The sequence below is a fragment of the Roseicyclus salinarum genome (genome assembly GCF_029624655.1).
Classification (GTDB): domain Bacteria; phylum Pseudomonadota; class Alphaproteobacteria; order Rhodobacterales; family Rhodobacteraceae; genus Roseibacterium; species Roseibacterium salinarum.
This window is the reverse complement of sequence record NZ_JARRSA010000005.1, coordinates 36,347-54,147: the sequence shown is the minus strand read 5'-3', so window position 1 is coordinate 54,147 and position 17,801 is coordinate 36,347. Positions and strand designations below refer to the sequence as shown.

Sequence of the window (17,801 nt, the reverse complement as noted above, 5' to 3'; positions counted from 1 at the left end):
ATGCTGTTCTGGCTGAGCGAGCTGTCCGATGGCGGCGATCTTTTCAATCTTTTCAGGTATATAACCTTTCGGGCTGGCGCGGCCTTCTTCACCGCGCTGATCTTCGGGTTCATCTTCGGAAGACCGCTCATCAACGCTCTGCGTCGCAAGTATGTCGGCGGCCAGCCGATCCGCGAGGACGGGCCCGCGCATCACATCGCCACCAAGGCGGGCACGCCGACGATGGGCGGGCTTCTGATCCTTGCCGCGCTGACGCTCTCGACGCTGCTCTGGGCGCGGCTCGACAATCCCTATGTCTGGATGGTGCTGGGCGTGACGGTGGCCTTCGGGCTTCTGGGCTTCTCAGACGACTGGGCGAAGGTCAGCCGCAACAGCTCCAAGGGCGTGTCGGGCCGCACCCGGCTTGCCATCGGCTTCGCGATCGCGGCGGTCGCGGCCGTCTCGGCGACCTTCATCCACCCGCCCGAGCTGTCCTCGCAACTGGCGGTGCCGGTCTTCAAGAACGTGCTTTTCAACATGGGCTGGCTTTTCGTGCCCTTCGCCATGTTCGTGATCGTGGGCGCGGCCAACGCGGTGAACCTGACCGACGGCCTCGACGGGCTGGCCATCATGCCGGTGATGATCGCCGCCGCGACGCTGGGCGTGATCGCCTACGCGGTCGGCCGCGTCGACTTCACCGAGTATCTCGAGGTGCATTACGTTCCGGGAACGGGCGAATTGCTGGTGTTCACCGCCGGGCTGATTGGCGGGGGCCTCGGCTTCCTGTGGTACAACGCGCCGCCCGCAGCGGTCTTCATGGGCGACACCGGCTCGCTCGCGCTCGGCGGCGCGCTCGGCGCGATCGCGGTCGCCACCAAGCACGAGATCGTGCTGGCGATCGTCGGCGGCCTTTTCGTGGCCGAGGCCGTGTCGGTGATCGTGCAGGTCGTCTACTTCAAGGCCACCGGCAAGCGCGTCTTCCTGATGGCCCCGATCCACCACCACTTCGAAAAGAAGGGCTGGGCCGAGCCGCAGGTCGTGATCCGCTTCTGGATCATCTCGCTGATCCTCGCGCTGATCGGGCTGGCCACGCTCAAGCTGCGCTGATGGCGGGGGCCGTCCGCGACCGCGCGGCGATGATCCGGGGCATGGCGCCGGTCCGGCGCGCCGGCGCCTACGTCTTCTGCACCGTTCCCCGGGCTCAAGCCGCGGCCGCCGCCGACGCCGCCATCGCGACCTTCGCCGAGGACGAGGGGCTTTCCGTCATCCTTCCGCGCGAGCGGGCCGAGGCCCTCGGCCAGGACGCCGCGCTTCCGATGGCCTGCATCACGCTGAGCGTCCACTCCGCGCTCGACGGCGTGGGCCTGACCGCGGCCGTCGCGGGCGCGCTCGCCGACGCGGGCATCCCCTGCAACATGGTGGCCGCGTTCCATCACGACCACGCCTTCGTCCCCGAGGCGCGGGCGGAGGAGGCGCTGTCGCTTCTGAAGGCGCTGGCCGCAACCTCTTCCTAGGCAACAAGTCCTTGCATCGGGCCTGCGCGCGGTGCCATCTGGCGGCATGGCGAAGCTCGTGCTCCTGCACAAGGCGGACTCGATCTACGACGACGAGCCCGACGCGGTCTACGATTTCCCCCGGACCTATCTCAAGGCGCTTCAGGGAGCCGTCGGCGACTGGGTTGTCTATTACGAGCCGGTGAAGGCCGGGCCGCGCGGCTACTTCGCCGTCGCCAAGGTGGCGCGCATCATCCCCAAGCCCGGCGCGGAGGGGCGTTTCCTCGCGATCATCGAGCCCGGCAGCTTCCTGCCCTTCGACGTCGAGGTGCCGCGCCTTCTGGGCGGCCAGCCCCTGGAGACGGCATTGCGCGATCACGACGGCCGGCCGAAGCGGGGAGGCGCCGTTCAACTTGCCGTTCGTCGCATCACCGAGGCGGATTTCGCCCGCATCGTGAACATCGGGCTGCCGGCGGATCTGGAACTGGCGGAGGCGACCCGGTACGACGCGGAACGTCCCGCCCTGAACGAGGACGCGGCGTTCTTCGCGCGCCCGGTTCTCGAGCGGCTCACCCGCAGGCCCTACCGCGACGTCGCGTTCCGCAGGAAGGTGCGGGAGGCCTACGGCTACCGTTGCGCGATGTCGGGGTTGCGGCTGCGCAACGGGGGCGGGCGGCCCGAGGTCCAGGCGGCGCATGTGCGTCCTGTCGAACATTCGGGCAGCGATTCCGTGCGCAACGGGCTGGCGCTTTCGGGCACGCTGCACTGGATGTTCGACCGGGGGCTTGTCTCTGTCGCGGGGGACGGCGAGACGATCCTTGTGTCGCGCAACAAGGTTCCCGGCGATGTCGTGGCGCGCCTGATCGCCCCGGGCGGCAGGCTCTACCTGCCCGACGATCCGCGCGACAGGCCCCATCCGTCGAACCTCTGCTGGCATCGGGAGAACGTGTTCGGCCAGATGCGCCTCGATGAACGTGCTCCCTGGGACTAGGCCCCCCGGCCGGCGAGGGACGGGGTGCGCCGGGAGGCTGGCGGCGGCGCGCGCTTCGGCTTAGACCGGGGACAACGGCGAAAGGGGCGTTCGGCATGATCCCGGTTCAGGGTTTCGAAGGGCAGAAGGTGATGGTTCTGGGGCTCGGCCGGTCGGGCCTTTCGGCAGCGCGTGCGCTGCGGGCGGGCGGCGCCGAGGTGCTGGCCTGGGACGACGGCGCGGGCGGGCGCGCGGCGGCGGAGGCCGAGGGCTTCGCCATCGCCGACCCGATGGGACGGGACGCCTTCGAGGGCGTGGCCTGCCTGATCACCTCGCCGGGCATCCCGCACCTCTATCCCGCGCCGCACCGCGCCATCGCCGCGGCGATGGAGGCGGGCATCCCCGTCGACAACGACATCGGGCTGTTCTTCCGCTCGCTCGCGCAAGGCGACTGGGCCGAGATGGACGCGCCGCCGCGCGTGGTCGCGGTCACGGGCACCAACGGCAAGTCCACGACGGCCGCCCTCATCGCCCACATCCTGCGCAGCGCCGGTACGCCGGTCGAACTTGCCGGGAACATCGGGCGCGGCGTCCTCGACATCGACCCGCCGGGCGAGGGGGCGGTGATCGTGCTGGAACTCAGCTCCTACCAGACCGATCTCGCCCGCGCCCTCACGCCCGACATCGCCGTTTTCACGAACCTCAGCCCCGATCACCTCGACCGGCATGGCGGCATGGGCGGCTATTTCGCCGCCAAGCGCCGCCTGTTCTCGGAGGGCGGGCCGGACCGCGCCATCATCGGCGTGGACGAGCCCGAGGGGCGCTATCTCGCCAACCAGATGGCCGAGGGGCCGGGCGACGCGCGGCTTATCCGCGTCTCGGCGCGCAAGATCTCGGGGCCCGGATGGGACGTCACGGCGCGCAAGGGCTGGCTGTCGGAATGGCGCAAGGGGCGTCAGGTCGCCTCGATCGACCTGCGGGCCATGCAGGGCCTTCCAGGTGCGCACAACCACCAGAACGCGGCCTGCGCCTATGCCGCGGCGCGCGCGCTCGGCCTCGGGCCACGGATCGTGGAGGACGCGCTGGCAAGCTTCGCGGGCCTGCCGCACCGCAGCCAGCGCGTGGCCGAGATCGGCGGCGTCGCCTTCGTCAACGACAGCAAGGCCACAAACGTCGATGCCGCGATCAAGGCGCTTTCGGCCTTCCCGCGCATCCGCTGGATCTGTGGCGGCCTCGCCAAGGAGGGCGGCATGGAGGCGCTGGTCCCGGCGGCGGGCAACGTGGTCAAGGCCTATGTCATCGGGCGCGAGGCCGAAGCCTTCGCGCTGGCGCTGGCGGACCTGCCGCACGAGGTCTGCGCCGACATGGCTACGGCCGTCGCCCGCGCCGCCGCCGAGGCGGAGGCGGGCGACACCGTCCTGCTTGCGCCGGCCGCGGCGAGCTTCGACCAGTACGACAACTTCGAGCGCCGCGGCGACGACTTCGTGGCGCGGGTCGGGGCGCTGAAGGGCGGCTGAACGAAAGGGAGGACGCCATGGGCAGCCGTTGGATCAGGCGCATCGCGGTGTTGCTCGTCTTGGCCGCGCTCGCCTATCCGGCGGCGGGTGGCCTCGTGCTCTGGCGCGCGGTCTCTGGTGTCTTGTCGGTGGGAATGCTGTCCGATGCCCTCGCCGCCGCGCCCCGCCCGGACGATCCGCTGGCGCTTGGCTATCGCGGCGACCCGCGCGAGGCACTCGGCCTCGACTACGAGACAGTCGAGGTCCGCACGCCCCTCGGTCCCGCGCCGGCATGGTACGTGCCGGGCGACGCGGCGGGCGCCGAAGGCGGCCGGGCCGCCATCTACGTCCACGGCATCGCGGGCGCGCGCGAGGACGGATACCGCGCGCTGTCGATCCTGGCGGAGGCGGGCATCCCCACTCTTCTCGTCACCTATCGCAACGATCCCGGCGCCCCGGGCGAACCTTCCGGCGCCTACGGGTTCGGCCTGACGGAGTGGCGCGACCTCGAGGCGGCGGTGCGCTGGATGGAAGCGCGCGGCCACGAAAACCTGATCCTCGTGGCCGAAAGCATGGGCGGCGCGATCTCGGGACAGTTCCTCGCGCGGTCCCCCGAGGCCGGGCGGATCGCGGCGCTGGCGCTGGACGCGCCGGCGCTCGACGGGCGCGCGGTGCTGGTCCATCTCGCCGCGCAGATCGGCCTGCCGTTTCCGCGGCTCGTGGCGCCCGCCGCGGAGCTGTGGCTTGCGTATCTGGGGCCTTTGGACCTGCGCGGGGCGCGCGTCGTGGATGTCGTGGCGGCGTTCGACGGGCCGCTCTTCCTCGCGCATGGCACGGCTGACCGCATCGTCCCCTCGGCGATTTCCGATGCCGTTCTTGCGCTCCGCGAGGGACTTGCGCAGCGCGGGGAGGGGCCCGTCGTGAGCATCAGGACCGGTGGCGACCACCTGATGTCCTACGCCGAGAACCCGCAAGCCTACCGGGCGGCCTTCGCCGAGTTTCTCGCGCTTCCGCGCTGACGGCCTTCCGCCTCGGCCGCGCCTCAGAGGTCCACGGTGACGATCGTGCCGCGCGGCGGGCGCGTCACCGATATCTCGGCCCCGAGCGACTCGATGAGCGCCGCGACGATGCTTCCGCCCACGCCCGGCTCCTTGTCCCGGCCCGTGGTGTCGAGCGCCCCCTCGGCACGCTCGGCGCGGTCGCGCTGGGTTTCGATGCTGGCGGCGGCGAAGGGCCAGTTCGACGCCTCGGGCATCCCCCTTCCGTCATCCTCGACCGACAGCCGCACGGTGCCGTCGCCCAGCCGCACGAAACGGATGTCCACGAGGCCGGACGAGCGCCCCTCGAAGGCGTGCTCCTGCGAATTGGTCAGGAACTCCGACAGCAGAAGGCCAAGCCGGGCGGCCTGGTCGACGGGCAGCGAGATGTCCTCGCAGTCCACGTTCACGCGGATCGAGGCGTGGGGCTGGATGCTGGTGACGACCGAAGCGATGCGGCTGAGATAGGCGCCGGTCGCGATCTCGTGGCCGTCCTTGCCGCCCGGCCGGGCCGTCAGCAGTTCGTCGTAGAGGACGGACAGGGCCTCGATCCGGCGGCTGATCGAGCGCAACGATTCGGGCGTGACCTCGCGCCGCGCCTGCACGCGGATCATGCTGACGATCATGGCGAGGTGGTTCTTCACCCGGTGCTGCAGCTCCTTCAGGAGCGCCATGGAATCCTCGTCCGACGACCCCGCAGCCTTGCGGTCCTCGGCGACCTGGCGCTGCAGCCCGAAATAGCCCGTAAGCTCTCCGTCGTCGCTGTGGATCGGCGCGATCAGCAGCAGGTTGCGGAACGTCGAGCCATCCGCCCTGTGATTGGTCAGCGTCACCTCGAATTCCCGTTCCGAGCGCAGCCCCTCGCGCAGGCGCTCCACGTCGCGGGGATCGGTGTCCGGCCCTTGCAGGAACCGGCAATTCCGCCCGATGGCGTAGGACCGGCTGTATAGCGTCAGCGTCTCGAAAGCGCGGTTGACGTAGGTGATCGGATTGTCCTCCAGTCGAGGATCCGTCAGCACCATTGCCAGCGGCGAGCGTCCGATCGCGCCGCCCACGACATCCTGATGGTTCGCCTTCATGTCTTCGGCCATCCCAAAAGCCCTTGTTTGCCGCGCACGGGTCAGCAGGTCACGGAGCGGCTGCAGGCAGGTCGAGCCTATGCGACGGCAGCTGCGCAATCGGTACGCTGGCGTACCCGGATCCCAGGTTGTCAGGAAGACGCGGCGCTGCGGTCGGGCAGCAGCGCATCTGTCGTCCGCCTGACCAGATCATAACATTCGCAGCTCGCCGAACGCAAACCGGCTCGGTCCTCGATGGTCACGCGGCCATGGGCGTAGTCGATCAGGCCGGCCTTCCTGAACCCCGAGGCGGCCTCGGTCACGGTGGCGCGGCGCACGCCCAGCATGTGGGCGAGAAACTCGTGCGTCAGGCGCATCTCCCGCCCGTCTGAACGGTCGCGCAAGGTCAGCAGCCAGCGCGCCAGCCTTTGCCGCGCGTCGTGCGAGGCGTTGCACGCGCCCGAGACCATGACCTGGTAGATCAGGGCCTGCACGGACGAGAACAACGCCCGCTCGAACGCCCGGTGCTCGGCCTGCAGCCGCCGGAACCGTTCGGCCGGCAGCATCAGGACGGTGCCCGCGATCTGGATCTCGTCGGTGCTCAGGTGCGTGCTGTGGCCAAGCGTCAGGTTGATGGCCGCGCACCCCTCGCGGCCGACATTGGCCATGTCCACGGTCGCCCCGTCGCTGTAGGAGGCGAGGGTCGAGATCACGGCCGTTTCAGGGAAGTAACCGGCCGAAGTGGCGTCCCCGGCCCGCTCCAGGATGGTGCCTGCCGAGCGTTCCGTGCGCTCGCAGGCGTCCAGCACGGCCGCGCGCGTTTCGGCGTCGAGCGACAGCAGGACCCGGTTTTTCGTCGGTTCGGTCATGGGGTCGGAACGCGCCAGCCGCCGCAGGGTTCAAACGCGGGTTTTCTGCGCGACACGGACCCGCCCGAGAATGCTGGTCCTGAGCGGCGTTTCGCGCTAGACTGGCCTTCCGATCCGGGGCCAACCCGGGCGGACGGGCAGGCAGGCGGACCGGCGTTCCGCGAGGCAATGGAAACAAGGGCCACGAGGCCCGGGCAGGCAACATGACGGAAATCGCGCATGGCACGATTGTCGTGCAATCCGGCGAGGCGGTTCTGCCGCGCTGGTGGCGCACGGTCGATCGTGTGACGATCGGGTGCATCCTGTCGCTTTTCGCGATCGGCATCCTTCTGGGTTTCGCGGCCTCGCCGCCACTGGCCGAGCGCAACGGGCACGAGCCCTTCCATTACGTGATCCGGCAGTTCGCATTCGGTGGAATGGCGCTGTTCTTCATGGTGCTCGTCTCGATGATGACGCCAACCACGGTGCGCCGCCTCGGCGTCCTCGGCTTCTTCGCCGCGCTGGGCGCGTTGATGCTGCTTCCGGCCTTCGGGACGGATTACGGACAGGGCGCGGTGCGCTGGTATTCGCTGGGCTTCGCCTCGCTCCAGCCGTCTGAATTCCTGAAGCCCGTGTTCGTGGTCTTCACCGCCTGGATGATCGCGGCCAGCACCGAGATCGGCGGCCCGCCGGGCAAGACCGTGTCTCTGGCCGTGGCCGTGACCATCGTGGCCTTCCTCGCCATGCAGCCCGATTTCGGGCAGGCGGCGCTGATCGTGTTCGCCTGGTCGGTGATCTACTTCGTGGCCGGCGCGCCGATGACCATCCTGGTGGCCGTCGCGGCCGCGGTGGGGCTGGCGGGATACCTCGCCTACGGCAGTTCCGAGCACTTCGCGCGGCGCATCGACGGCTTCCTCTCGGCCGAGGTCGATCCCAACACGCAGCTCGCCTACGCCACCGACGCGATCCGCGAGGGCGGTCTTTTCGGCACGGGCCTCGGAGAGGGCTCGGTCAAGTGGACGCTGCCCGACGCGCATACCGACTTCATCATCGCCGTCGCCGCCGAGGAATACGGCATGATCCTCGTGGGGCTTATCATCGCGCTTTACGCGACCATCGCGACGCGGTCGTTCTTCCGGCTGATGCGCGAGCGCGACCCCTTCATCCGCCTCGCCGGGACGGGCCTGGTCGCGCTTCTGGCGCTTCAGGCCTTCATAAACATGGGCGTCGCCGTCCGGCTTCTGCCCGCGAAGGGCATGACGCTGCCCTTCGTCAGCTATGGCGGCTCGTCGCTGATTGCCACGGGCATCGCGGTCGGTATGCTCCTGTGCTTCACCCGCAAGCGGCCCCAGGGCGAGATCGGCGACATCCTGCTCGCGCGGCACCGCTGAGGAGGCGCGAGGGATCGGGCACATGAGCACAGGCGCACCACATCTGATCATCGCGGCCGGCGGCACCGGGGGCCACATGTTCCCCGCGCAGGCTCTGGCCGAGGCGATGGTGCGCAAGGGCTGGCGCGTGACCCTTTCGACCGACGCGCGCGGCGCGCGCTACACCGGGGGCTTTCCCCATACCGTCGAGGTCCGGCAGGTCGCCTCGGCCACCTTCGCGCGGGGCGGTCCGCTGGCGCGCCTCGCCGTGCCCTTCCGCATCCTGGGCGGCATCGTGCAGGCCTCGCTGCAAATGCTGCGCGAACGCCCGACGGCTGTCGTGGGCTTCGGCGGCTACCCCTCCATTCCCGCGCTCGCGGCGGCATGGATCACGCGGAGGCCGCGAGCGCTGCACGAACAGAACGGGGTTCTGGGCCGCGTGAACCGCCTGTTCGCACGGCGCGTCCGCTTCGTCGCCTGCGGCACCTGGCCCGCCGTGCTGCCCTCGGGCGTGGCGGGCGTGCACACCGGCAACCCCGTCCGCGCCGCCATACTCGAGCGCGCGGGCGCGCCCTACACGCCGCCCGGCGAATGGCCGATGAGCCTTCTGGTCTTCGGCGGCAGCCAGGGCGCGCGCATCCTGTCCGACACCGTGCCCGCCGCGATCGCGCTTCTGCCCGACGCGGTGCGCCAACATCTCCGCGTGGCGCAGCAGGCCCGCCCCGAGGATATCGACCGCGTGTCCGAGGCCTATGACGCGCTCGGCGTGCGGGCCGAGGTCGAGCCCTTCTTCGACGACATGCCGCGCCGGCTGTCCGAGGCGCAGCTCGTCATCGCGCGCTCGGGCGCCTCGTCGGTGGCCGATGTCTGCACCGTGGGCCGCCCTGCCATATACATTCCGCTTGCAATCGCCATCCGGGACGAGCAGACGGCCAACGCGCGTGGCCCCGTCGAGGCCGAGGCGGCCGTGCTCATTCCCGAGAGCCGCCTCTCGCCCGAGGCCCTGGCCGAGACGATCTCGGCCATACTGACCCAGCCCGATGCGGCGCTGCGCATGGCCAACGCCGCGCTATCGGTCTCGGTCCCCGATGCAACCGAGCGCCTCGTCGCGCTGGTCGAAGATCTGGCCCGCACGGGCAGGAAGGACGCCGAATGAACGCCGCCGCCACGAAACTCCCCACCCAGCTCGGGCCGATCCATTTCGTGGGCATCGGCGGCATCGGCATGTCGGGGATCGCCGAGGTGCTGCTGAACCATGGCTACGACGTGCAGGGCTCGGACCTGAAGCCCTCGAAGATCACCGCGCGGCTCGAGGGTCTGGGCGCCCGGATCTTCATCGGCCAGACCGCCGCGAACCTCGAGGGGGCCGAGGTCGTCGTGATCTCGAGCGCGATCAAGCCGGGCAACCCCGAACTCGACGCGGCCCGCGCGCGGGGCCTGCCGGTCGTGCGCCGTGCCGAGATGCTGGCCGAGCTGATGCGCCTGCGCTCCAACATCGCGGTCGCAGGCACCCACGGCAAGACCACAACCACGACGCTGGTGGCGACGCTTCTGGATGCGGGCGGCGTGGATCCCACCGTGGTCAACGGCGGCATCATCCATGCCTACGGCTCGAACGCGCGGGTGGGGCAGGGCGAGTGGATGGTCGTGGAGGCCGACGAGAGCGACGGCACCTTCAACCGCCTGCCCGCCACCATCGCCATCGTCACCAACATCGACCCCGAGCACATGGAGCACTGGGGCTCGATCGAGAAGCTGCGCCAGGGCTTCCTCGACTTCGTGTCGAACATTCCCTTCTACGGCCTCGCCGTGTGCTGCACCGACCATCCCGAGGTGCAGGCGCTGGTAGGCCGGATCACCGACCGGCGCGTCGTCACCTTCGGCTTCAACGCGCAGGCCGACGTGCGCGCGATCAACCTGCGCTACAAGGGCGGCATCGCGCATTTCGACATCGCGCTGCAGGCCGAGGACCGCGTGATCGAGGGCTGCTCGCTGCCGATGCCGGGCGACCACAACGTGTCGAACGCGCTGGCCGCCGTCGCGGTTGCGCGCCACCTCGGGCTGAAATCCTCCGAGATCCGTGACGCCCTCGCGGGCTTCGGCGGGGTCAACCGCCGTTTCACCCGCGTGGGCGAGGTGGGCGGCGTCGCGATCATCGACGACTACGGCCACCACCCCGTCGAGATCGCGGCCGTTCTCAAGGCCGCGCGACAGGCCGTGGCCGACACCCCGCGCGCCCGCGTCATCGCGGTCCACCAGCCGCACCGCTATTCACGGCTTTCCTCGCTGTTCGAGGATTTCTGCGGTTGCTTCAACGACGCGGACGTGGTCGGAATCTCCGAGGTCTACGCGGCCGGAGAAGACCCCATTCCCGGGGCGAGCCGCGACGACCTCGTGCAGGGGCTCATCCGTCATGGCCACCGCCACGTCCGGGCGGTGACATCGGAAGACGATCTTGAGCGGCTGGTCCGCGAGCAGGCGCGGCCCGGCGACATCGTCGTGTGCCTCGGCGCCGGAACGATCTCGGCCTGGGCGCAGGGCCTGCCCGCGCGGCTGGCCGATCTGGAGAAGCGGGTCGTCTCGGGATGAGGCGGGCCCGCGGGGACAAGGGAGGCGCGCCATGCCGCTGTCGCTGACGCTGAGCTGCCTGTGGGTGCTGGCCGCCGCGATCGTGGCGATGCTGCCGATGCGCCTGCAATACGCGCCCGGCCTCGCGCTTCTCGTTCTGGCCCCGCCCCTCGTCGTCTACGTCGGCGTGCAGGTCGGGTGGGTCTGGGTGGCGATCGTGGTCTTCGCGGTGCTGTCCATGTACCGGCGGCCGCTCTTGGCGCTTGTGCACTACCTCCGCCGCCGTTTCGCAGGAGAAGCCTGATGCCCCTGTCCTTCATCCTCGCGTGTCTCTGGGCGCTGTCCGCATGTTTCGCCGGCATGGCGCCGCAACGCTACCACTGGCCCGCGGCATGGGTCCTGATCGCGACGGGCATCCCGCTTCTGGGCTACGTGACGTGGCAGATGGGGCCGGTCTGGGGCCTGATCTGCTTCGCGGCGGGCGCCTCGGTGCTGCGCTGGCCGCTGATGCGCGCGGCCGAGCGGATGCGCAGGATCGTCGTCCATGTCGAGCGGTCGGAGGCGGCGGAGGCGGCCTATGCCGGACCGCACGACCACGCCGCCGTGGAGGTGTCGCATGACGAGCCGCGCCGCAGTTTCCCGAAGGCCTGACGTGCTGCCGGCGGTCCGTGGCCGGATCACGCCCGGACGGGCGCTCGCGGACCTGACGTGGCTGCGCGTGGGCGGTCCGGCGGACTGGCTCTTCCAGCCGGCGGACGCCGACGACCTCGCGCAGTTCCTTGCGGCGCTCGACCCGTCGGTCCCGGTCTTTCCGATGGGCGTGGGGTCGAACCTGATCGTGCGCGACGGCGGCATTCCCGGCGTCGTGATCCGCCTCGGCCGCGGCTTCAACGCCGTCGAGGTCGAGGGCGGGGTCGTGACCGCGGGCGCCGCCGCGCTCGACGCGCAGGTGGCGCGTCGCGCGGCCGAGGCGGGGCGCGACCTGACCTTCCTGCGCACGATCCCCGGCTCCATCGGCGGCGCGCTGAGGATGAACGCGGGCTGCTACGGCACCTATGTCGCCGACCGGTTCCTCGAGGCGGAGGCGGTTCTGCGCGATGGAACGCAGGTGACGATCGGGCGCGACGGGATCGCGTTTTCCTACCGCCAGACCGACCTCGCCCCCGACACCGTCATCACGCGCGTGCGCTTCAGCGCCGAACCCGGCGAGCCCGAGGCGCTTCTGGCGAAGATGGAGGACCAACTCGCCCGGCGCGACGCGACCCAGCCCACGAAGGAGCGCACCGCGGGATCGACCTTCCGCAATCCCGCCGGCTTCTCCTCGACCGGGCGGGCGGACGACACTCACGAGCTCAAGGCCTGGAAGGTGATCGAGGACGCGGGAATGCGCGGGGCCGTTCGGGGCGGCGCGCAGATGTCGCCAAAGCATTCCAACTTCCTGGTCAACACCGGCGGCGCGAGCGCGGCCGATCTCGAAGGTCTTGGCGAGGAGGTGCGAAAAAAGGTTTTCGAGGCCTGCGGAATAGAGCTAGAATGGGAAATCATGCGCGTCGGGCGACCGGCGGGCGTGGAGGGTGACGGCGCGCCCGGCGAAAGCTGAAGGCGCGCGGCCCGCACCGACCCCCGCGAAAGATGGGGGCGCGCAACGATAACGGCCGACCGGGCGGACAGAACCCGGCGGCGAAACGAGGCTCAGGTGGTGACAGGTTCGAGCAGACCTGCGTCCCGTGTCGTGGTCCTGATGGGAGGCCCCTCCGCCGAGCGCGAGGTGTCTCTCAGCACTGGCAAGGGCTGCGCCGAGGCGCTTCGCGGCGAAGGCTATGACGTGATCGAGGTCGATGCGGGCCCCGATCTCGCCGTGCGCCTGTCCGACCTGAAGCCCGACGTCGTGTTCAACGCGCTCCACGGCCGCTGGGGCGAGGACGGCTGCGTTCAGGGCCTGCTCGAATGGCTCCGCATTCCCTACACCCATTCCGGCGTCCTGGCGTCCGCCCTGGCGATGGACAAGGCTCGCACCAAGGACCTTTACCGCGCGCATCGACTGCCCGTCGTGGACAGCGTGATCTGCACCCGCGACGAGGTCATGGCGGGCCACGTCATGGCGCCGCCCTATGTCGTGAAGCCCAACAACGAAGGCTCTTCGGTCGGGGTCTACCTCGTGCGGGACGGCGCGAACGACCCGCCGCGTCTGTCCGCGGACATGCCCGCGAGCGTCATGGTCGAGGCCTACGTCGCGGGCCGCGAGCTGACCTGTTCGGTGATGGGCACGGACGCAGGCGACCCCGGCGCACTGACCGTGACCGACATCCTGACCGACGGCTGGTACGACTACGATGCGAAATACCGCCCCGGCGGCTCGCGCCACGTCGTTCCGGCCGAGATCCCGCAAGCCATCTTCGACGCCTGCATGGATTATTCGATCCGCGCCCATGACGCGCTGGGGTGCCGGGGCGTCAGCCGCACCGATTTCCGCTGGGACGAGGGCAGGGGGCTCGACGGTCTGATCCTGCTCGAGACCAACACGCAGCCCGGCATGACGCCGACCTCGCTGACCCCTGAACAGGCGGAGGCGCGGGGCATCTCCTTCGGCGCGCTCTGCCGCTGGCTCGTGGAGGACGCCTCATGCGACCGCTGATCGCCCGCCGCGGAGTTCCTCACGACGCGCCGCGCCGCGATGCGCCGCGCGCCCGGCCCGACCCCGCGCCCTCGCGCCTGACCTATCGCGCGCAGCGGCTATGGCTGACGCCGTTCTTCCGCACGATCCTGCGCGTTGGCGTTCCCGCGGCAGCAATCGTTCTGCCTGTCGCGTGGTACCTGTCCGACGCCGGCCGCATCCAGGCCATCCGCGACCAGGCCGCCGAGATCCGCCGCGAGATCGAGGACCGGCCCGAGTTCCGGGTCAACGTCCTGTCGATCGAGGGCGCGAGTGACGCCGTCACCGAGGAGGTGCGCGGCGCGCTGGCGCTCGACCTGCCGATCTCGTCCTTCGACATCGACCTCGCCACGCTGCGCCAGCGGGTCGAGGCGCTGCCGGCCGTGGCCTCGGCGGACGTGCGGATCAACGGCGGCGGCTACCTCTCGGTCGCCGTGACCGAGCGGGTGCCCGCGCTGATCTGGCAGACCCGGACCGACACTGTCCTGATCGACGCCGAGGGGCATTTCGTGGCCGCGCTCGAGGACAGGCCGCTCGCCGCGCCGCTGCCCATCGTGGCGGGAAGCGGCGCCGACCTCGCGGTGGACGAGGCGCTCGCGCTTCTTTCCGGCGCGGAGCCCCTGGGCGAACGGCTGCGCGGACTGGTGCGGGTTGGCAATCGCCGCTGGGACGTGGTGCTCCGGGACGGGCCGCGCATCCTGCTGCCCGCCGAAAGCCCGCGTGCGGCGCTCGACGAAATCCTGTTGCTGCACGACGTGCAGCAGATCCTCGACCGCGACCTCGTGCGCATCGACATGCGCAACCCGGCCCGGACGAGCGTGCAATTGACGCCCGACGCGCTGGAGACGCTCCAGATGATCCGTTCGGGCGAGGTCCCACCCTTCGGAGATGAACGCGGATGAACCTGCTCTACCAGTCCCAGCGCGCCATGCGGGCCAAGCGCGAAGAGGCGATGCGCCGCGGCGTCGTCGCCGTTCTCGACATCGGCACCTTCAAGATCGCCTGCCTCGTGCTGCGCTTCGACGAGAGCGACAAGCCGAAGGGCGAGGGGATCGGCGCGATGGCGGGGCAGGCGGGCTTTCGGGTCATCGGGGCCGCAACGACGCGCTCGCGCGGGGTGAAGTTCGGCGAGATCGACACCGTGCAGGAGACCGAGCGCGCGATCCGCACCGCCGTGCAGGCGGCGCAGAAGATGGCGCAGACGCGTGTCGATCATGTCATCGTGTCGCTCGCCGGCGCGCGGCCGCGGAGCTACGGGCTGGACGGCGAGGTGGTCCTGCAGACCGGAAGCGTCGAGGATGCGGACATCGCGCGTGTCCTCGCGGCCTGCGACGTGCCAGACATCGGCCACGGCCGCGAGGTCCTGCACGCGCAGCCGGTCAACTTCTCGCTCGACCACCGCACCGGGCTTGCCGATCCGCGCGGGCATGTCGGTGGCCGGCTGTCGGTGGACATGCACCTGCTGACGATCGAGGCGGGCGCGATCGAGACGCTGCTGCACTGCGTGAAGCGATGCGACCTCGAACTCGCGGGGCTCGCCAGCGCGCCCTATGTCGCGGGAATCTCCAGCCTCGTGGAAGACGAGCAGGAGCTCGGCGCAGCCTGCATCGACATGGGCGGCGGCGCCACGTCGCTGTCGATCTTCATCAAGAAGCACATGATCTTCGCCGACACGGTGCGGATGGGCGGCGACCATGTGACCTCGGACATCAGCCACGGCCTGCAGATCCCGATGCCGCACGCCGAACGGATCAAGACCCGGTTCGGGGGCGTCATGGCCACGGGCATGGACGACCGCGAGATCATCGAGCTGGAAAGCGAGACCGGCGACTGGCACCACGACCGCCGCACCGTGTCGCGCTCGGAACTGATCGGCGTGATGCGCCCCCGCGTGGAGGAGATCCTCGAGGAGACGCGCGCGCGCCTGGACGCCGCCGGCTTCGAGCATCTGCCCTCCCAGCGCATCGTGTTGACGGGCGGGGCGAGCATGATCCCCGGCCTCGACGGGCTGGCCAGCCGCATCCTCGGAAACCAGGTCCGGCTTGGACGGCCCCTGCGCGTGCAGGGCCTGCCGCAATCGGCCTGCGGGCCCGCCTTCTCGGCCTGCGTGGGCCTTGCGCTCTTTGCGGCGCACCCGCAGGACGAATGGTGGGATTTCGAGACGCCTGCGGACCGCTACCCGGCACGCAGCCTGAAGCGCGCGGTCAAGTGGTTCCGCGACAACTGGTGAGCGCCGCATCTTGGGGTAGCACCCAACCTGCTGCCCCCTAGGCGGATTTCCGCCCCAGATTTCGCCATAATTGCCGATTTTCCGCGTGACGGACGCCGGGGAAGCCGTTAGGTTATTCGGAAATACCGAGGCAGACCGGCCGAGGCGGCGTCAGACCGTGGGCCACATCTGAAATGAACCGGGCAAACCGGGGCAACAGGCGGACAGAGCGATGACACTCAATCTCACCATGCCCGACACGCGGCAGGAACTGAAACCGCGCATCACCGTCTTCGGCGTGGGCGGGGCCGGCGGCAACGCCGTCAACAACATGATCGACCAGAGCCTCGAGGGCTGCGAGTTCGTCGTCGCGAACACCGACGCGCAGGCCCTCGCGCAGTCCAAGGCGCCGGGACGCATCCAAATGGGCGCCCGCGTGACCGAAGGGCTTGGCGCAGGCGCGCGGCCCGCGGTCGGCGCAAGCGCGGCCGAGGAATCCATCGAGGAAATCGTGGATCATCTGGCCGGCGCGCACATGGCCTTCATCACCGCCGGCATGGGCGGCGGCACCGGCACCGGCGCGGCGCCCATCATCGCGCAGGCCGCGCGCGAGCTTGGGGTCCTGACGGTCGGCGTCGTGACCAAGCCGTTCCAGTTCGAGGGCGGCAAGCGGATGCGCCAGGCCGACGAGGGCATCGAGGCGCTCCAGAAGGTCGTCGACACGCTCATCATCATTCCGAACCAGAACCTGTTCCGGCTCGCCAACGAGAAGACGACCTTCACCGAGGCCTTCGCGATGGCCGACGACGTGCTCTACCAGGGCGTGAAGGGCGTGACCGACCTGATGGTGCGTCCGGGCCTCATCAACCTCGACTTCGCCGACGTCCGCGCGGTGATGAACGAGATGGGCAAGGCCATGATGGGCACGGGCGAGGCCGATGGCGACACCCGCGCGCTGCAGGCCGCCGAGAAGGCCATCGCCAACCCGCTTCTGGACGAGATCAGCCTGAAGGGCGCGCGCGGCGTGCTCATCAACATCACCGGCGGCTACGACCTGACGCTGTTCGAGCTCGACGAGGCCGCCAACCGCATCCGCGAGGAAGTGGACCCGGACGCCAACATCATCGTCGGCTCCACGCTTGACGAGAAGATGGAAGGCAAGATGCGCGTGTCGGTCGTGGCGACCGGCATCGACGTCTCGGCCGAGGCCAGCGAGCCGCACCGCGACATCTACGGCGCCGCCGCGCTGCGCAACCGCTCCCGCACCGGGGAAGCGGTCGACGAGCAGCCGGCAGCCGCTTCGGCCCCCGCACCCGCCCCGGCCCCCGCGCCCGAGCGTGGCAGGGCGTCCGAGGCGCCGGAGCCGTCGCTGTTCGAGACCTTCGCGGACGAGGCGTCCCCGGACGACCTCTTCGAGCCCGAGCAGGCCTCGGATGCCGTTCCGCCGCCGGCCTACCGCCCGGTGCCGCAGGCGCCCGTGCGTCCGGTTCCCGCGGCCTCGGCCTCGCAGGAGCGCGGCCCCGCACGCGAGGAGCATGGCGAGCGGGCCTTCGTCGCCCCCAAGGCCGGCGGATCGCCCACGCCCGAGGCGCTGTCCCGGCTTCGCGACGCCATCCAGCGCGAGACGCCCCGCGCCGAGGCTCAGGCCCATCAGCCCCGCACGCAGGGCGAGCAGCCGCAGCAGCACGGCAAGGCGCGCTTCGGGATCAACAACCTGATCAACCGGATGACCGGTCACGCGGACGAGGGAACCTCGCCCGTCACGCGCCGCACGCCGAGCTTCTCGGGGCAGCCGCCGCAGAGCCACATCCCGGCGCGGGACGACGACACCGCCGTGGATCCCGACCAGGAGCGGATCGAAATTCCCGCATTCCTGCGTCGTCAGGCGAACTGATCGCGGTAACAATCGACACTTCGGGGCCGGCGCATCGCCGGCCCCTTTTCGTTTTGGATCAGCGAGTTGGGTTGATTCTGTGAGTAAGTCGGCGGGTTTCTGCCGAACCCGGTCGGCAATGTTGCAAGACGTCATAATCGTTGAATTGTCACTGTTGCCGCCTGCCTGTAGCCCGTAACTGCGGGTTCAGGCCGGAAGCGCCGGTCGGAGCCAACCTCGAAAGCCC

The 17,801-nt window shown here is 70.1% G+C and carries 17 protein-coding genes; 15 read left to right on the top strand and 2 right to left on the bottom strand.

Annotation, left to right across the window (positions count from 1 at the left end; genetic code table 11):
* The 5 genes from mraY (at position 1) to P6F26_RS04495 (ending at position 4,957) form a co-directional block, all read left to right on the top strand.
* Positions 1 to 1,086 carry a phospho-N-acetylmuramoyl-pentapeptide-transferase gene (gene mraY, locus P6F26_RS04515; protein WP_278027458.1) on the top strand — a complete coding sequence of 362 codons (1,086 nt, stop codon included), beginning with the start codon at positions 1 to 3 and terminating at the stop codon, positions 1,084 to 1,086.
* Positions 1,086 to 1,493 (top strand): ACT domain-containing protein, encoded by a 408-nt coding sequence (locus tag P6F26_RS04510; protein WP_278027457.1) that lies wholly within the window; start codon positions 1,086 to 1,088, stop codon positions 1,491 to 1,493. Before mraY ends, P6F26_RS04510 begins: the two co-directional genes overlap by 1 nt.
* Before the next feature lie 46 nt (positions 1,494 to 1,539).
* On the top strand, positions 1,540 to 2,463 hold the full coding sequence (locus P6F26_RS04505; protein WP_278027456.1) for an HNH endonuclease: 924 nt from the start codon (positions 1,540 to 1,542) through the stop codon (positions 2,461 to 2,463).
* A 95-nt stretch (positions 2,464 to 2,558) separates the two neighbouring features.
* Positions 2,559 to 3,959 carry a UDP-N-acetylmuramoyl-L-alanine--D-glutamate ligase gene (murD, locus tag P6F26_RS04500; RefSeq protein WP_278027455.1) on the top strand — a complete coding sequence of 467 codons (1,401 nt, stop codon included), beginning with the start codon at positions 2,559 to 2,561 and terminating at the stop codon, positions 3,957 to 3,959.
* Between the two features lie 17 nt (positions 3,960 to 3,976).
* Positions 3,977 to 4,957: an alpha/beta hydrolase family protein gene (locus tag P6F26_RS04495; RefSeq protein ID WP_278027454.1), complete on the top strand. Its 981-nt coding sequence runs from the start codon at positions 3,977 to 3,979 to the stop codon at positions 4,955 to 4,957.
* Between the two features lie 23 nt (positions 4,958 to 4,980).
* Here the strand turns inward: P6F26_RS04495 and P6F26_RS04490 are convergent, their stop codons facing one another.
* Positions 4,981 to 6,054: a PAS domain-containing protein gene (locus P6F26_RS04490; RefSeq protein WP_278027453.1), complete on the bottom strand. Its 1,074-nt coding sequence runs from the start codon at positions 6,052 to 6,054 to the stop codon at positions 4,981 to 4,983.
* A gap of 131 nt (positions 6,055 to 6,185) precedes the next feature.
* The gene (locus P6F26_RS04485) at positions 6,186 to 6,902 is read right to left on the bottom strand and encodes a Crp/Fnr family transcriptional regulator (protein ID WP_278027452.1); all 717 of its coding nucleotides are present in this window, start codon (positions 6,900 to 6,902) and stop codon (positions 6,186 to 6,188) included.
* Positions 6,903 to 7,105: 203 nt separating this feature from the next.
* On the opposite strand from P6F26_RS04485, the gene P6F26_RS04480 reads away from it, so the two are divergent.
* The 10 genes from P6F26_RS04480 to ftsZ all read left to right on the top strand — a co-directional run bounded on the left by P6F26_RS04480 (position 7,106) and on the right by ftsZ (position 17,575).
* Positions 7,106 to 8,272, top strand: coding sequence for a peptidoglycan glycosyltransferase FtsW (locus P6F26_RS04480; RefSeq protein WP_278027451.1), 1,167 nt, complete (start codon positions 7,106 to 7,108; stop codon positions 8,270 to 8,272).
* Between the two features lie 22 nt (positions 8,273 to 8,294).
* Complete coding sequence (locus P6F26_RS04475) at positions 8,295 to 9,407, top strand: UDP-N-acetylglucosamine--N-acetylmuramyl-(pentapeptide) pyrophosphoryl-undecaprenol N-acetylglucosamine transferase (RefSeq protein ID WP_278027450.1); 1,113 nt, start codon at positions 8,295 to 8,297, stop codon at positions 9,405 to 9,407.
* Complete coding sequence (murC, locus tag P6F26_RS04470; protein WP_278027449.1) at positions 9,404 to 10,840, top strand: UDP-N-acetylmuramate--L-alanine ligase; 1,437 nt, start codon at positions 9,404 to 9,406, stop codon at positions 10,838 to 10,840. The genes P6F26_RS04475 and murC overlap by 4 nt, the downstream gene beginning before the upstream one ends.
* A gap of 31 nt (positions 10,841 to 10,871) precedes the next feature.
* Positions 10,872 to 11,123 (top strand): DUF2484 family protein, encoded by a 252-nt coding sequence (locus P6F26_RS04465; RefSeq protein ID WP_278027448.1) that lies wholly within the window; start codon positions 10,872 to 10,874, stop codon positions 11,121 to 11,123.
* Positions 11,123 to 11,470: a DUF2484 family protein gene (locus P6F26_RS04460; RefSeq protein ID WP_347403032.1), complete on the top strand. Its 348-nt coding sequence runs from the start codon at positions 11,123 to 11,125 to the stop codon at positions 11,468 to 11,470. The genes P6F26_RS04465 and P6F26_RS04460 overlap by 1 nt, the downstream gene beginning before the upstream one ends.
* A 1-nt stretch (position 11,471) precedes the next feature.
* Positions 11,472 to 12,419 (top strand): UDP-N-acetylmuramate dehydrogenase, encoded by a 948-nt coding sequence (murB, locus tag P6F26_RS04455; RefSeq protein ID WP_278027447.1) that lies wholly within the window; start codon positions 11,472 to 11,474, stop codon positions 12,417 to 12,419.
* 99 nt (positions 12,420 to 12,518) lie between these two features.
* Positions 12,519 to 13,454 carry a D-alanine--D-alanine ligase gene (locus tag P6F26_RS04450; RefSeq protein WP_278027446.1) on the top strand — a complete coding sequence of 312 codons (936 nt, stop codon included), beginning with the start codon at positions 12,519 to 12,521 and terminating at the stop codon, positions 13,452 to 13,454.
* The gene (locus P6F26_RS04445) at positions 13,442 to 14,374 is read left to right on the top strand and encodes a cell division protein FtsQ/DivIB (protein WP_278027445.1); all 933 of its coding nucleotides are present in this window, start codon (positions 13,442 to 13,444) and stop codon (positions 14,372 to 14,374) included. Before P6F26_RS04450 ends, P6F26_RS04445 begins: the two co-directional genes overlap by 13 nt.
* Complete coding sequence (ftsA, locus tag P6F26_RS04440) at positions 14,371 to 15,702, top strand: cell division protein FtsA (protein WP_278027444.1); 1,332 nt, start codon at positions 14,371 to 14,373, stop codon at positions 15,700 to 15,702. The genes P6F26_RS04445 and ftsA overlap by 4 nt, the downstream gene beginning before the upstream one ends.
* Before the next feature lie 211 nt (positions 15,703 to 15,913).
* The gene (gene ftsZ, locus P6F26_RS04435; RefSeq protein ID WP_278027443.1) at positions 15,914 to 17,575 is read left to right on the top strand and encodes a cell division protein FtsZ; all 1,662 of its coding nucleotides are present in this window, start codon (positions 15,914 to 15,916) and stop codon (positions 17,573 to 17,575) included.
* Positions 17,576 to 17,801: the final 226 nt, after the last annotated feature.

Bases quoted from the DNA above. Each gene is read 5' to 3' on its own strand.
- mraY (WP_278027458.1), top strand. From the start codon at position 1: ATGCTGTTCTGGCTGAGCGAGCTGTCCGATGGCGGCGATCTTTTCAAT.
- P6F26_RS04510 (WP_278027457.1), top strand. From the start codon at position 1,086: ATGGCGGGGGCCGTCCGCGACCGCGCGGCGATGATCCGGGGCATGGCG.
- P6F26_RS04505 (WP_278027456.1), top strand. From the start codon at position 1,540: ATGGCGAAGCTCGTGCTCCTGCACAAGGCGGACTCGATCTACGACGAC.
- murD (WP_278027455.1), top strand. From the start codon at position 2,559: ATGATCCCGGTTCAGGGTTTCGAAGGGCAGAAGGTGATGGTTCTGGGG.
- P6F26_RS04495 (WP_278027454.1), top strand. From the start codon at position 3,977: ATGGGCAGCCGTTGGATCAGGCGCATCGCGGTGTTGCTCGTCTTGGCC.
- P6F26_RS04490 (WP_278027453.1), bottom strand. From the start codon at position 6,054: ATGAAGGCGAACCATCAGGATGTCGTGGGCGGCGCGATCGGACGCTCG.
- P6F26_RS04485 (WP_278027452.1), bottom strand. From the start codon at position 6,902: ATGACCGAACCGACGAAAAACCGGGTCCTGCTGTCGCTCGACGCCGAA.
- P6F26_RS04480 (WP_278027451.1), top strand. From the start codon at position 7,106: ATGACGGAAATCGCGCATGGCACGATTGTCGTGCAATCCGGCGAGGCG.
- P6F26_RS04475 (WP_278027450.1), top strand. From the start codon at position 8,295: ATGAGCACAGGCGCACCACATCTGATCATCGCGGCCGGCGGCACCGGG.
- murC (WP_278027449.1), top strand. From the start codon at position 9,404: ATGAACGCCGCCGCCACGAAACTCCCCACCCAGCTCGGGCCGATCCAT.
- P6F26_RS04465 (WP_278027448.1), top strand. From the start codon at position 10,872: ATGCCGCTGTCGCTGACGCTGAGCTGCCTGTGGGTGCTGGCCGCCGCG.
- P6F26_RS04460 (WP_347403032.1), top strand. From the start codon at position 11,123: ATGCCCCTGTCCTTCATCCTCGCGTGTCTCTGGGCGCTGTCCGCATGT.
- P6F26_RS04445 (WP_278027445.1), top strand. From the start codon at position 13,442: ATGCGACCGCTGATCGCCCGCCGCGGAGTTCCTCACGACGCGCCGCGC.
- ftsA (WP_278027444.1), top strand. From the start codon at position 14,371: ATGAACCTGCTCTACCAGTCCCAGCGCGCCATGCGGGCCAAGCGCGAA.
- ftsZ (WP_278027443.1), top strand. From the start codon at position 15,914: ATGACACTCAATCTCACCATGCCCGACACGCGGCAGGAACTGAAACCG.